Source organism: Pseudomonas sp. KCJK9111, assembly GCF_046231935.1.
In the GTDB taxonomy this organism is placed as follows: domain Bacteria; phylum Pseudomonadota; class Gammaproteobacteria; order Pseudomonadales; family Pseudomonadaceae; genus Aquipseudomonas; species Aquipseudomonas parafulva_B.
Genome location: NZ_JBJJMO010000018.1, coordinates 1 through 12,553 on the forward strand (window position 1 = coordinate 1; position 12,553 = coordinate 12,553).

Below are 12,553 nucleotides of genomic sequence, written 5' to 3' on the forward strand. Positions count from 1 at the left end.
TTCCGCCCTTGATTCCAAGCACAGTGGCTATTTTTCGTCCTTGGGATACAAGGGCGGGTACCTTAGCTGTGAGCTGAAAGGAAGCGTTCAGACCTTCCTTGAAGGAAAAGTAGTTGCGCGCACCGTAGCTATAAATCATTAGAACCTCAGCTAAAACCCATAATCCGTCATTTTTGACGGGAAATCATCATAAGGCATGGAAATGCCTTTGGCTAGCTCGTTGGCACCACATGCTCGGGATTTGCCCTATTCTGATTCGCCTGGATAAGGGATAATTTGTCTCGAAATTTTGGGGAGGTATTGGGGGGGAAATGGGGAAGACCTTACCCTCCTTTTTAAATCAATGACTTACACCCTTTATGGCATCAAAGCCTGCGACACCATGAAAAAGGCTCGCACCTGGCTCGACGACCAGGCCATCGCCTACGAATTCCATGACTACAAGACTCAAGGCATCGACCGTGACAGCCTGAACCGCTGGTGCGACGAGCACGGCTGGGAAACCATCCTCAACCGCGCCGGCACCACGTTCCGCAAGCTGGACGACGCCAGCAAAGCCGATCTCGACCAGGCCAAGGCCGTCGAGCTCATGCTGGCCCAGCCTTCGATGATCAAGCGTCCGGTACTCGACCTGGGTATGCGCACGCTGGTGGGCTTCAAGCCCGACCTGTACGCCGCAGCCCTGGCCTGAGTCCCTACCCCATTTAGTACGAGGTAACTACATGTCCAATTCCCTGTTCAGCCTGGCCTTCGGTGTCGGCTCCCAGAACCGCCAGGGCGCCTGGCTGGAAGTGTTCTACGCACAGCCCCTGATCGACCCGAGCCCCGAGTTGGTCGCTGCCATCGCACCGATCCTTGGCTATGAAGGTGGCAACCAGGCCATCACCTTCAGCAACGCCCAGGCCGCGCAACTGGCCGACGCCGTCAGAAGCGTCGATGCCGCTCAAGCCGCCCTGCTCACGCGTCTGGCAGAAAGCCACAAACCGTTGGTAGCCACTCTGCTGGCCGAAGACGCCGCCCTGGCCTCCACGCCCGAGGCGTACCTCAAACTGCACCTGCTGTCCCATCGCCTGGTCAAGCCGCACGGCGTGAGCCTGGCCGGTATCTTCCCCCTGCTGCCAAACGTGGCCTGGACCAACATCGGTGCCGTGGACCTGGCCGAGCTCGCCGAGCTGCAACTCGAAGCGCGCCTGCGTGGTGAGCTGCTGGAAGTGTTCTCGGTGGACAAGTTCCCGAAGATGACCGACTACGTGGTCCCGGCCGGCGTGCGCATCGCCGACACTGCAAGGGTACGCCTGGGCGCCTACATCGGCGAAGGCACCACCATCATGCACGAAGGCTTCGTCAACTTTAACGCCGGCACCGAAGGCCCAGGCATGATCGAAGGGCGTGTTTCGGCCGGCGTCTTCGTCGGCAAGGGCTCGGACCTCGGTGGCGGCTGCTCGACCATGGGAACCCTGTCCGGTGGCGGCAACATCGTCATCAAGGTGGGCGAAGGCTGCCTGATTGGTGCCAACGCCGGTATCGGCATCCCGCTGGGTGACCGCAATACTGTTGAAGCGGGTCTGTACATCACCGCCGGGACCAAGGTGAACCTGCTGGATGAGCACAACGAACTGGTCAAGGTCGTCAAGGCACGCGACCTGGCTGGCCAGGCCGACCTGTTGTTCCGCCGCAATTCGCTCAATGGCGCCGTCGAGTGCAAGACCCACAAGTCAGCCATCGAGCTGAACGAAGCCTTGCACGCACACAACTGAAAACCCCACCGGGTATGAAGTGTTAAGATCGGGTCTGGCGCCTCCACGCCAGACCCGATTTTCATTCCAGGCCCCGCGAATATGTTCCAGCCCTCCCCCTGGCGTGCCGATTTTCCAGCCATCGACGCCCTGCAAAGCCAGCACCAGACCTACCTGGACAGCGCCGCCACCGCCCAGAAACCCCAGGCGCTGCTCGACGCCCTGGGCCATTACTATGGCAGCGGCGCGGCCAATGTCCACCGTGCCCAGCACCTGCCTGGCGCAAGGGCGACCGAGGCCTTCGAAGCCAGCCGCAACAAGGTCGCCCGCTGGTTGAATGTCGGCCAGACCGGGCAGATCGTGTTCACCCACGGCGCCACGGCTGCGCTGAACCTGCTGGCCTATGGCCTGGAGTCTCGTTTCGAGGCCGGCGACGAGATCGCCATCAGCGCCCTTGAACACCATGCCAACTTGCTGCCCTGGCAGCAGCTGGCACACCGGCGCAACCTGCGCCTGGTGATATTGCCGGTCGATACGCGCGGCTTCATCGACCTGGAGCGAGCGCTGCAGATGATCGGGCCACGCACTCGTGTGCTCGCCGTCAGCCAGCTGTCCAACGTGCTGGGCACCTGGCAGCCGCTGCCGGCCCTGCTCGCCCATGCCCGCGCACAGGGTGCTCTGACGGTGGTGGACGGCGCCCAGGGTGTGGTGCATGGGCGTCAGGACATGCAGCAACTGGGGTGCGACTTCTATGTGTTCTCCAGCCACAAGCTGTACGGGCCGGACGGGGTGGGCATACTGTACGGGCGCAATCAGGCGCTGGGCCTGCTGCGCCATTGGCAGTTTGGCGGGGAGATGGTGCAACTGGCCGAGTACCAGCGCGCGAGCTTCAGGCCGGCGCCGTTAGGCCTGGAAGCCGGCACCCCGCCCATCGCCGGGGTGATCGGCCTTGGCGCTACGCTCGATTACCTCGCGGGCCTGGACACGGCGGCGGTGCTGGCTCACGAGGCCGGCTTGCATGCCCGGCTGATCGAGGGCCTCACGCAACGCGAAGGCATTCGCCTGCTAGGCCTGCCGCAGTGCGCGTTGGCCAGCTTTGTCGTGGAAGGCGTGCACAACGCCGATATCGCGCACCTGCTCACCGAGCAGGGCATCGCCGTGCGGGCAGGCCATCACTGTGCGATGCCACTGCTTCAGGGGTTGGGCCTGGACGGGGCGATCCGCGTGTCGCTGGGCCTCTACAATGATCAGGCCGACCTGCAACGTTTCTTCGAGGCGCTGGACCAGGCGCTGGAGCTACTGCGATGACCTTGCCGGCCCAAGCCCATCAGGCACTGGAGGCCTTTGCGCAGAGCAAGGGCTGGGAACAGCGTGCGCGGCTGTTGATGCAGTGGGGGGAGCGGCTGGAACCGCTGGCCGAAGCCGAGAAAACCGAAGCCAATCGCGTGCACGGGTGCGAAAGCCTGGTCTGGCTGGTGGCCCATGCCGTGGACGGCCACTGGCAATTCAAGGCCAGCAGCGATGCACGCCTGCTGCGCGGTCTGCTGGCGCTGCTGCTGGTGAGGGTGCAGGGCTTGAACAGTGAGGCGCTGCTGGCGTTGGACGTACAGGACTGGTTCGGGCAACTGGGCCTTGAGCGCCAGTTGTCGCCCTCACGCAGCAATGGCTTGCATGCCGTGGTGCAGCGCATGGCGGTGCTGGCCTCAGGGAAGTGATGCCAGCACGCACTCACGCTGGCCGGACACGCTCCGAAGGCCGCCTGGCACCTGCTACCAGCTTCTCCACAGCTTTACTGGCGGCCACCATGCCGAAGGTGGCCGTCACCATCATCACCGCGCCAAAGCCGCCGGAGCAGTCCAGCCGCACGCCCTCACCCACAAAACTCTTCTGCAGGCACACGCTGCCATCCCCCTTGGGATAACGCAGCTGTTCACTGGAAAACACACAGGGCACGCCATAGTTACGGCTGACATTGCGCGAAAAGTTGTAGTCGCGGCGCAGGGTCGAGCGGACCCGTGAGGCCAGCGGGTCGTTGAAGGTCTTGTTCAAGTCCGCGATCTGGATCTGGGTCGGATCGATCTGGCCACCTGCACCACCGGTGGTGACGATGCCGATCTTGCGCCGCCGGCACCAGGCTATCAGGGCTGCCTTGGCCATGACGCTGTCGATGCAATCCACCACGTAGTCGAACTGTTCGGTGATGTACTCGGCCATGGTCTCGCGGGTGACGAAATCGGCCACTGCATGCACCTTGCACGCCGGGTTGATGGCCCGCAGGCGCTCGGCCATCACCTCGACCTTGGGCCGGCCCACCTGCCCTTCCAGCGCGTGGGCCTGACGGTTGGTATTGCTCACGCATACATCGTCCAGGTCGAACAAGGTGATCTCACCCACCCCCGAGCGGGCCAGGGCTTCGGCCACCCATGAGCCCACCCCACCAATCCCGACGATGCCCACATGGGCCTGCTGCAGGCGCTGCAAACCCTGGTCGCCATACAGGCGTGCCACCCCTGCAAATCGTGGATCTTCTGTGCTCATGTCAGTACCTCAAAAAACCGGCGCGCATTATAGGCCAGCCAGGCCATGGCCTGCACGGTTAGGAAAGACACCTTAACCCTGCTTTAATGTCGTAACACTTCGACACTTATGGACGACAATGTCTTCACGTAAATTCGGCCTGAACCTGGTAGTGGTCCTGGCCATCGCAGCGCTGTTCACCGGTTTCTGGGCGCTGATCAATCGCCCGGTATCGGCACCGGCCTGGCCCGAACAGATCTCCGGCTTTTCCTATTCGCCGTTTCGCCTGGGTGAAAGTCCGCAGAAGGGTCAGTACCCGGACGACAACGAGATGCGTCAGGACCTGGAGCAGATGAGCAAGCTCACCGACAGCATCCGTATCTACACCGTCGAAGGCACTCAGGCGCACATACCCAAGCTCGCCGAGGAATTCGGCCTGCGGGTGACGGTGGGCATCTGGATCAGCCCGGACCTGGAGCGTAACGAGCGCGAGATCGCCACGGCCATCGAACTGGCCAACACCTCGCGCAGCGTGGTACGGGTGGTGGTTGGCAACGAAGCATTGTTCCGCGAGGAAGTGACGCCGGAAAACCTCATCCAGTACCTGGACCGTGTACGCGCGGCCGTGAAAGTGCCGGTGACCACCAGCGAGCAGTGGCACATCTGGAAACAGAACCCGCAGCTCGCCAAGCACGTGGACCTGATCGCCGCCCACATCCTGCCCTATTGGGAATTCGTGCCCATGAAAGACTCGGTCGAGTTCGTCCTCGACCGTGCCCGCGAGTTGAAACACCAGTTCCCCCGCAAGCCGCTGCTGCTCTCGGAAGTGGGCTGGCCAAGCAATGGCCGGATGCGCGGCGGTGCCGATGCCACCCAGGCCGACCAGGCGATTTACCTGCGCACCTTGGTCAATACGCTCAATCGACGTGGCTTCAACTATTTTGTGATCGAAGCTTACGACCAACCCTGGAAAGCCAGCGATGAAGGCTCGGTCGGGGCCTACTGGGGTGTGTTCAACGCCGAACGCCAGCAGAAATTCAACTTCGAAGGCCCCGTGGTCGCCATTCCCCAATGGCGAGCCCTGGCAGTGGCCTCGGTGGTACTGGCGATGATCGCACTGATGGTGCTGTTCATCGATGGCTCGGCCCTGCGTCAGCGTGGACGCACCTTCCTGACCTTCATCACGTTCCTGTGCGGGTCTGTGCTGGTGTGGATCGCCTACGACTACAGCCAGCAGTACAGCACCTGGTTCAGCCTTACGGTCGGCGTGCTCCTGGCCCTCGGCGCACTGGGGGTGTTCATCGTGCTGCTGACCGAGGCTCATGAACTGGCCGAGGCGGTATGGACTCACAAGCGGCGGCGCGAATTCCTGCCGGTGCACGGCGACAGTGCCTACCGACCGAAAGTGTCGGTGCATGTGCCGTGCTACAACGAACCGCCGGAAATGGTCAAACAGACCCTCGATGCCCTGGCCGCGCTGGATTATTCGGACTACGAAGTGCTGGTCATCGACAACAACACCAAGGACCCGGCCGTGTGGGAGCCGCTCAAGGCCCATTGTGAACAGCTCGGCGAGCGCTTCCGGTTCTTCCACGTCGCCCCCCTGGCTGGTTTCAAGGGCGGCGCGCTCAACTACCTGCTCCCGCTCACGGCCAAGGATGCTGAAGTGATCGCGGTGATCGACTCGGACTACTGCGTAGACCGCAACTGGCTCAAGCACATGGTGCCGCATTTCGCCGATCCGAAGATCGCCGTGGTGCAGTCGCCGCAGGACTACCGCGACCAGCACGAGAGCGCCTTCAAGAAGCTGTGCTACAGCGAGTACAAGGGCTTCTTCCACATCGGCATGGTCACCCGCAATGACCGCGATGCGATCATCCAGCACGGCACCATGACCATGACCCGGCGCAGTGTGCTGGACGAACTGGGCTGGGCCGAGTGGTGCATCTGCGAGGATGCCGAACTGGGCCTGCGGGTGTTCGAGAAGGGCCTGTCGGCGGCCTACGCCCACAACAGCTATGGCAAGGGCCTGATGCCTGACACCTTCATCGACTTCAAGAAACAGCGCTTCCGCTGGGCCTATGGCGCCATCCAGATCATCAAGCACCACGCCGCGGCCCTGCTGCGCGGCAAAGGCAGCGAATTGACCCGGGGCCAGCGTTACCACTTCCTGGCCGGCTGGCTGCCGTGGATTGCCGACGGCATGAACATCTTCTTCACGGTGGGGGCCTTGTTGTGGTCTGCCGCCATGATCATCGTGCCGCACCGGGTGGACCCGCCGCTGATGATCTTCGCCATCCCGCCACTGGCGCTGTTCTTCTTCAAGGTCGGCAAGATCGTGTTCCTGTATCGCCGCGCCGTGGGGGTCAACCTCAAGGATGCCCTGGCGGCTGCGCTGGCCGGGCTGGCGTTGTCGCACACCATCGCCAAGGCCGTGCTGTACGGGTTCTTCACCAGCAGCATGCCGTTCATCCGCACACCGAAGCATGCCGACAGCCATGGCTTGCTGGTGGCGATTTCCGAAGCGCGGGAGGAACTGTTCATCATGCTGCTGTTGTGGGGCGCTGCAGCCGGGATCTATCTGGTGCAGGGCTTGCCGAGCTCGGACATGCGCTTCTGGGTCGCCATGCTGTTGGTGCAGTCGCTGCCCTACCTGGCCGCGTTGGTGATGGCGCTTCTATCATCACTGCCCAAGCCTGAAGAGAAGGCCGCAGATAAGGCTGCCGAGACACACTAGGCTCCAGGGCGTGCAGGCCGACCTGCCGGCCATCACCGGCAAGCCGGCTTGCACACAACGCGTTTTGTTCGGATGCGTGCAGGACCGGTGAGGGCCGGCTTGCCGGCGATTGGGCCGTGAAGCCCAGCATCGTTTGATATAAGATAACGCCCCTCAGTTTTCCCGCCTTGCCTTGCCCCGGAGTTCCCCATGACGGCCCCTGCCGAGCTCTCGCCTACCCTTCAACTGGCCTGCGACCTGATCCGTCGTCCCTCGGTCACCCCCGTCGACGCCGATTGCCAGGCGCAGATGATGCAGCGCCTGGGCGCCGTGGGCTTCGAGCTGGAACCGATGCGCATCGAGGACGTCGACAATTTCTGGGCCACTCACGGCACCCAGCCAGGCCCGGTGCTGTGCTTTGCCGGTCACACCGATGTAGTGCCCACCGGCCCCGTCCAGCAGTGGCAACACGAGCCGTTCCAGGCGTTGATCGATGCCGACGGCATGCTCTGTGGCCGTGGCGCGGCCGACATGAAGGGCAGCCTGGCGTGCATGGTGGTGGCCAGCGAGCGCTTCGTGCGTGACTACCCCGAGCACCGGGGCCAGGTCGCCTTCCTGATCACCAGTGACGAGGAAGGCCCGGCCCATCACGGCACCAAGGCCGTGGTCGAACGCCTCAAGGCGCGCAACCAGCGCCTTGACTGGTGCATCGTCGGCGAGCCCTCCAGCACCACCGTGCTGGGCGATGTGGTCAAGAATGGCCGTCGTGGCTCGCTCGGCGCCACGCTGACTGTACGCGGCAAGCAGGGCCACGTTGCCTACCCGCACCTGGCGCGCAACCCGATCCACCTGGCCGCGCCAGCGCTGGCGGAACTGGCTGCCGAACATTGGGACCAGGGGAACGCCTTTTTCCCCCCGACCAGCTTCCAGATTTCCAATCTCAATGCCGGGACCGGTGCAACCAACGTGGTGCCCGGCGAACTGACAGCGCTGTTCAACTTCCGCTTCTCCACCGAGTCCACCGTAGAGGGCCTGAAGGCTCGGGTCTCGGCCATCCTGGACAAGCATGAACTGGATTGGTCAGTGGAGTGGGCGTTGTCCGGCCTGCCGTTCCTGACCGAGCCAGGCGAGCTGCTCGATGCGGTTTCGGCCAGCATCAAGGGCGTCACCGGCCGCGATACCCAACCCTCCACCAGCGGCGGCACGTCCGATGGCCGCTTCATTGCCACCATGGGCACCCAAGTGGTCGAGCTTGGCCCGGTCAATGCCACCATCCACCAGGTCGACGAGCGCATCCTGGCCAGCGACCTGGACCTGCTGACCGAAATCTATTACCAGACCCTGGTACGGTTGCTCGCCTGATGCTGACCTGCCCACTCTGCCAGGCTGCCCTCAGCCCGCTGGACAACGGCGTGGTGTGCCCAGCCGGCCACCGCTTCGATCGCGCGCGCCAGGGCTACCTGAACCTGCTGCCGGTGCAGCACAAGAACAGTCGCGACCCAGGTGACAACCAGGCCATGGTCGAGGCACGCCGTCATTTTCTGGACGCTGGCCATTACGCACCTGTGGCCGGACGGCTGGCGCAGTTGGCGGCCGAGCACCAGCCCGGCGCGTGGCTGGACATCGGTTGCGGCGAAGGCTACTACACCGCGCAATTGGCCCAGGCACTGCCTGATGCCAATGGCTACGCCCTGGACATCTCCCGTGAGGCGGTCAAGCGTGCCTGCCGCCGCGCACCGGACGTCACCTGGATGGTAGCCAGCATGGCGCGCGTGCCGTTGGCCGATGCCAGCTGCCAGTTCGTCGCCAGCGTCTTCAGCCCGCTGGATTGGGCCGAAGCCAGCCGGGTGTTGAGCCCAGGCGGCGGCCTGATGCGCGTAGGCCCTACCAGCGGCCACCTGATGGAGCTGCGCGAAGTACTCTACGACCAGGTGCGCCCCTATGCTGACGACAAGCATCTGGCCCTGGTGCCCCAAGGCATGTACCACGCCCATGGCGAGGTCCTGGAATTTCGCCTGAGTCTGGCCGAACCTCAAGCCCGTGCTGCGTTGCTCGCCATGACCCCGCACGGCTGGCGTGCCAGTGCAGAGCGTCGGGCGCAAGTGGTCGAGCAGCCGGAACCGTTCGAGGTCACCGTCTCCATGCGTTTTGACTATTTCGTGCGCCAAGCATGAGCACACCCGGAGGTGTTATGCGCCAACCTGATATCGAGATTTACCTCAAGGACGCCGAAGTCGATCACAAGCAGATTGCAGCCTGGTTGACCCAGGCCATCGGCCCGTGCACCGAATGGAAGCAGAAAGGCCAGACCTACAAGTGCCAGGCCGGTAACATTCCGGTCACTTGGTTACCCAAGGCTGTAGGGAAATGGAACAGCCTGTACCTGGAAAGCGACCAGACGCCCTGGGCCGATGATATCGCCTGTGGGCGTGATGCCCACGCAGCCCTGGGTGTGGAAGTACGCTGTGCACCCGGCGGCTGGGTGGAGGAAGACGGCGAGGAGGATGCTGACCGCTGGGTGCGTATCAGTGCCGACGGCGAAGAGGAAATCACCTGGCGTACATCGCCCTGACGGGCGTCCCTGAAGCTGCAAGCACAACCGGCTTGCAGCTTCAGGCTTGAGCCTGGCCGCTCAGAGCCCCACGACATCCTCGGCCTGCAGGCCTTTCTGGCCCTGCACGCAGGCATACTCGACCTGTTGGCCCTCGACCAGGCTGCGATGCCCCTCACCCCGGATGGCCCGGTAGTGGACGAAGACATCCGCGCCCCCTTCCCGTTGAATGAAGCCATAGCCCTTGGCATCGTTGAACCACTTCACGTTCCCAGTCTCACGAGACGACATCTGCACTACTCCGGATTTTTATTGTGAAAATCGCCTTGCAGACACGAGACAATCGCCCCGAATCAGCGCCGCGTGCGTAAATCTCCTGCAAGCGGCAGGCCTGAACGGTGCTGGCGCATAAAAAATTTGAAGACCGGCGAGGTGCACGGCAAGCTAGGCGCAACGCGAACGACTGGCCTGTATGGGCCAACCGCGCAGCGATCGCTGCGCCCAGCATTCATCACCGTCAACCAGGGCCCCTCTTCATGACCCGTTCCCCCCTGCACCGCTTGGTATTCGGTGTTCTGCGCCGATTGTTGTACCTGTGGGTGCGCTCCGAAACCATCAATCAGTCGGCCCTGACCCTCAAGCTCGACCGCAGTCGCCCTGTTTTCTATGCCTTGCCTTCGCCTGCGCTCACGGACCTGGCGGTGCTCGACCACGAATGCACCAAGGCAGGGCTGCCACGCCCGGTACTGCCAGTGGTCGTCGGCCCCCTGCACGAGGCGGCTGCGTTCTTCTATCTCACCCCTGATCCGGACTGGCTGGGGCGCCATGACAAAAGCGGCGCCCCGCCTACCCTGGAGCGTCTGGTAGAAGTGCTCGGCCAGCACGCCGAGGAAGATGCGCAGATCATTCCAGTAAGCGTGTTCTGGGGACAGTCGCCCGACAGCGAGTCGAGCCCGTGGAAGCTGCTGTTCGCCGACAGCTGGGCGGTGACCGGGCGCTTGCGCCGCTTGCTGACCGTACTGATCCTGGGGCGCAAGACCCGGGTGCAGTTCTCCACCCCGATCCACCTGCGCGAACTGGTGCAGCACAACAAGGGCCACGCCCGCACCGTGCGCATGGCCCAGCGCCTGATGCGCGTGCACTTGCGCAACCTCAAGACAGCGGTCATCGGGCCGGACATCTCCCACCGACGCAACCTGGTCAAAGGCTTGATCCATGCGCCGTTGGTGCGCCAGGCCATCGCCGAGCACGCCGAGCGCGAGCACGTGCCCCAAGCCAAGGCCGAGGCACAGGCTCGCCACTACGGCAATGAAATTGCCTCGGACTACACCTACACGGCCATTCGCTTCCTTGAAGTGGTGCTCAGCTGGTTCTGGCACAAGATCTACGACGGCATCAAGGTCAACCACATCGAGCAGGTGCAGGGCATCGCCCCGGGCCACGAGGTGATCTACGTCCCTTGCCACCGCAGCCACATCGACTACCTGCTGCTGTCGTACCTGCTGTTCAAGAATGGCCTAACACCCCCGCATGTGGCGGCCGGCATCAACCTGAACATGCCCGTGGTGGGCAACCTGCTGCGCCGCGGTGGCGCCTTCTTCATGCGCCGCTCGTTCAAGGGCAACCCGCTCTACACCGCCGTGTTCAACGAATACCTGCACACGCTGTACACCAAAGGCTTCCCGGTGGAGTACTTCGTCGAGGGTGGGCGTTCGCGTACCGGGCGCATGCTGCAGCCACGCACGGGAATGCTGGCCATCACCCTGCGCAGCTTCCTGCGTTCCTCGCGCACGCCAATCGTGTTCGTGCCTGTCTACATTGGTTACGAGCGCGTTCTCGAAGGGCGCACCTACCTGGGTGAGTTGCGCGGGGCGAGCAAGAAGAAAGAATCCATTTTCGATATTTTCAAAGTGCTGGGTGCGCTCAAGCAACGCTTTGGCCAGGTCTACGTCAACTTCGGCGAACCTATCCGCCTGGCCGGCTTTCTCGACCAGCAGCAACCCGGCTGGCGAGACCAGGACCACGGGCCGCAGTACCGCCCGGCTTGGCTCAGCGAAACCACGACGCGCCTGGGCGATACCGTGGCCAGACACTTGAACGGCGCAGCGGCCATCAACCCGGTCAACCTGGTGGCGCTGGCCCTGCTCTCCACCAGCAAGCTGGCCCTGGACGAACGTGCGCTGGTGCGCGTGCTCGACCTGTACCTGGCGTTGATGCGCCAGGTGCCCTACTCCGCCCATACCACATTGCCCGAAGGCGACGGTCAGGCCCTGATCGAGCATGTGCGCGGGATGGACCTGGTGGCAGAACAGAAAGACGCGCTCGGGCGCATTCTGTACCTGGATGAAAACAACGCGGTACTGATGACCTATTACCGCAACAATGTCCTGCACATCTTTGCCCTGCCGGCCCTGCTGGCAAGTTTCTTCCTCAGCAGCTCGCGCATGAGCCGCGCTTTGCTAGGCCAATATGTCCATGCCTTGTACCCCTACTTGCAGGCAGAGCTGTTCCTGCGCTGGGAACCTGAGCAGCTCGACGAGGTGATCGACCAATGGCTGGGCGCCCTGGTGGAGCAAGGCTTGCTTCGCCAGGACAATGACATCTTTGTCCGTGCCGCGCCCAGTTCTCGTCAGTTCGTGCTGCTGACCCTACTGGCGCGCAGCATCACCCAGACCCTGCAGCGTTTCTACATGGCGACTTCGCTGCTGCTCAACAGCGGCCAAGGTACCCTGAGCGCCGAAGCGCTCGAAGCGCTGTGCGTGACGATGGCCCAGCGCCTTTCTATTTTGCATGGTCTGAACGCACCGGAATTTTTCGACAAAAGCCTGTTCCGCCACTTTATCCAGACGCTGATCGACCAAGGTGTGCTGCGCGTCAATGCACACGGCAAACTGAGCTACAGCAACAAGCTAGGCGGTTTGGCCGAAGGCGTGGCCAAGCGCGTGCTGTCGGCCGAGCTGCGCTTGTCGATCCGCCAGGTTGCCCTGCACCGGGATGACGGCCTGGCAACAGCGACCCTATGACCCTTTTTCT

At 63.1% G+C, this 12,553-nt stretch carries 11 protein-coding genes; 9 read left to right on the forward strand and 2 right to left on the reverse strand.

The annotated features are described in order from the left end of the window. Positions 1–343: 343 nt before the first annotated feature. The 4 genes from ACK59L_RS09025 to ACK59L_RS09040 all read left to right on the forward strand — a co-directional run bounded on the left by ACK59L_RS09025 (position 344) and on the right by ACK59L_RS09040 (position 3,451). Positions 344–691: an ArsC family reductase gene (locus ACK59L_RS09025; protein ID WP_409273103.1), complete on the forward strand. Its 348-nt coding sequence runs from the start codon at positions 344–346 to the stop codon at positions 689–691. A gap of 31 nt (positions 692–722) precedes the next feature. After that, positions 723–1,757 carry a 2,3,4,5-tetrahydropyridine-2,6-dicarboxylate N-succinyltransferase gene (gene dapD / locus ACK59L_RS09030; RefSeq protein ID WP_027913866.1) on the forward strand — a complete coding sequence of 345 codons (1,035 nt, stop codon included), beginning with the start codon at positions 723–725 and terminating at the stop codon, positions 1,755–1,757. Positions 1,758–1,838: 81 nt separating this feature from the next. Beyond that, a complete protein-coding gene (locus tag ACK59L_RS09035) occupies positions 1,839–3,044 on the forward strand; it encodes an aminotransferase class V-fold PLP-dependent enzyme (protein ID WP_409273105.1) in 1,206 nt (401 codons plus the stop codon). Continuing rightward, a complete protein-coding gene (locus ACK59L_RS09040; protein ID WP_196136326.1) occupies positions 3,041–3,451 on the forward strand; it encodes a SufE family protein in 411 nt (136 codons plus the stop codon). The genes ACK59L_RS09035 and ACK59L_RS09040 overlap by 4 nt, the downstream gene beginning before the upstream one ends. A 13-nt stretch (positions 3,452–3,464) precedes the next feature. Here the strand turns inward: ACK59L_RS09040 and tcdA are convergent, their stop codons facing one another. Next, positions 3,465–4,274: a tRNA cyclic N6-threonylcarbamoyladenosine(37) synthase TcdA gene (gene tcdA / locus ACK59L_RS09045; protein WP_145130327.1), complete on the reverse strand. Its 810-nt coding sequence runs from the start codon at positions 4,272–4,274 to the stop codon at positions 3,465–3,467. 118 nt (positions 4,275–4,392) lie between these two features. On the opposite strand from tcdA, the gene ACK59L_RS09050 reads away from it, so the two are divergent. From ACK59L_RS09050 to ACK59L_RS09065, 4 genes are all read left to right on the forward strand, one after another. Beyond that, entirely contained in the window at positions 4,393–6,990 is a 2,598-nt protein-coding gene (locus ACK59L_RS09050) for a glycosyltransferase (protein WP_409273108.1), read from the forward strand. Positions 6,991–7,179: 189 nt separating this feature from the next. Continuing rightward, positions 7,180–8,331 carry a succinyl-diaminopimelate desuccinylase gene (gene dapE / locus ACK59L_RS09055; protein WP_409273110.1) on the forward strand — a complete coding sequence of 384 codons (1,152 nt, stop codon included), beginning with the start codon at positions 7,180–7,182 and terminating at the stop codon, positions 8,329–8,331. After that, complete coding sequence (locus ACK59L_RS09060) at positions 8,331–9,143, forward strand: putative RNA methyltransferase (RefSeq protein WP_409273112.1); 813 nt, start codon at positions 8,331–8,333, stop codon at positions 9,141–9,143. The genes dapE and ACK59L_RS09060 overlap by 1 nt, the downstream gene beginning before the upstream one ends. A 17-nt stretch (positions 9,144–9,160) precedes the next feature. Then, the gene (locus ACK59L_RS09065) at positions 9,161–9,541 is read left to right on the forward strand and encodes a hypothetical protein (protein ID WP_023534045.1); all 381 of its coding nucleotides are present in this window, start codon (positions 9,161–9,163) and stop codon (positions 9,539–9,541) included. 60 nt (positions 9,542–9,601) lie between these two features. Here ACK59L_RS09065 and ACK59L_RS09070 read toward each other — a convergent pair whose 3' ends face one another. Then, positions 9,602–9,811, reverse strand: a complete 210-nt coding sequence (locus ACK59L_RS09070) for a cold-shock protein (protein WP_023534051.1) — start codon at positions 9,809–9,811, stop codon at positions 9,602–9,604. A gap of 245 nt (positions 9,812–10,056) precedes the next feature. Between ACK59L_RS09070 and plsB the strand changes: the two genes are divergently transcribed. Continuing rightward, positions 10,057–12,543 (forward strand): glycerol-3-phosphate 1-O-acyltransferase PlsB, encoded by a 2,487-nt coding sequence (plsB, locus tag ACK59L_RS09075; RefSeq protein ID WP_196125280.1) that lies wholly within the window; start codon positions 10,057–10,059, stop codon positions 12,541–12,543. Positions 12,544–12,553: the final 10 nt, after the last annotated feature.

Coding starts and splice junctions, on each gene's coding strand:
- ACK59L_RS09025 (WP_409273103.1), top strand. CDS start 344: ATGACTTACACCCTTTATGGCATCAAAGCCTGCGACACCATGAAAAAG.
- dapD (WP_027913866.1), top strand. CDS start 723: ATGTCCAATTCCCTGTTCAGCCTGGCCTTCGGTGTCGGCTCCCAGAAC.
- ACK59L_RS09035 (WP_409273105.1), top strand. CDS start 1,839: ATGTTCCAGCCCTCCCCCTGGCGTGCCGATTTTCCAGCCATCGACGCC.
- ACK59L_RS09040 (WP_196136326.1), top strand. CDS start 3,041: ATGACCTTGCCGGCCCAAGCCCATCAGGCACTGGAGGCCTTTGCGCAG.
- tcdA (WP_145130327.1), bottom strand. CDS start 4,274: ATGAGCACAGAAGATCCACGATTTGCAGGGGTGGCACGCCTGTATGGC.
- ACK59L_RS09050 (WP_409273108.1), top strand. CDS start 4,393: ATGTCTTCACGTAAATTCGGCCTGAACCTGGTAGTGGTCCTGGCCATC.
- dapE (WP_409273110.1), top strand. CDS start 7,180: ATGACGGCCCCTGCCGAGCTCTCGCCTACCCTTCAACTGGCCTGCGAC.
- ACK59L_RS09060 (WP_409273112.1), top strand. CDS start 8,331: ATGCTGACCTGCCCACTCTGCCAGGCTGCCCTCAGCCCGCTGGACAAC.
- ACK59L_RS09065 (WP_023534045.1), top strand. CDS start 9,161: ATGCGCCAACCTGATATCGAGATTTACCTCAAGGACGCCGAAGTCGAT.
- ACK59L_RS09070 (WP_023534051.1), bottom strand. CDS start 9,811: ATGTCGTCTCGTGAGACTGGGAACGTGAAGTGGTTCAACGATGCCAAG.
- plsB (WP_196125280.1), top strand. CDS start 10,057: ATGACCCGTTCCCCCCTGCACCGCTTGGTATTCGGTGTTCTGCGCCGA.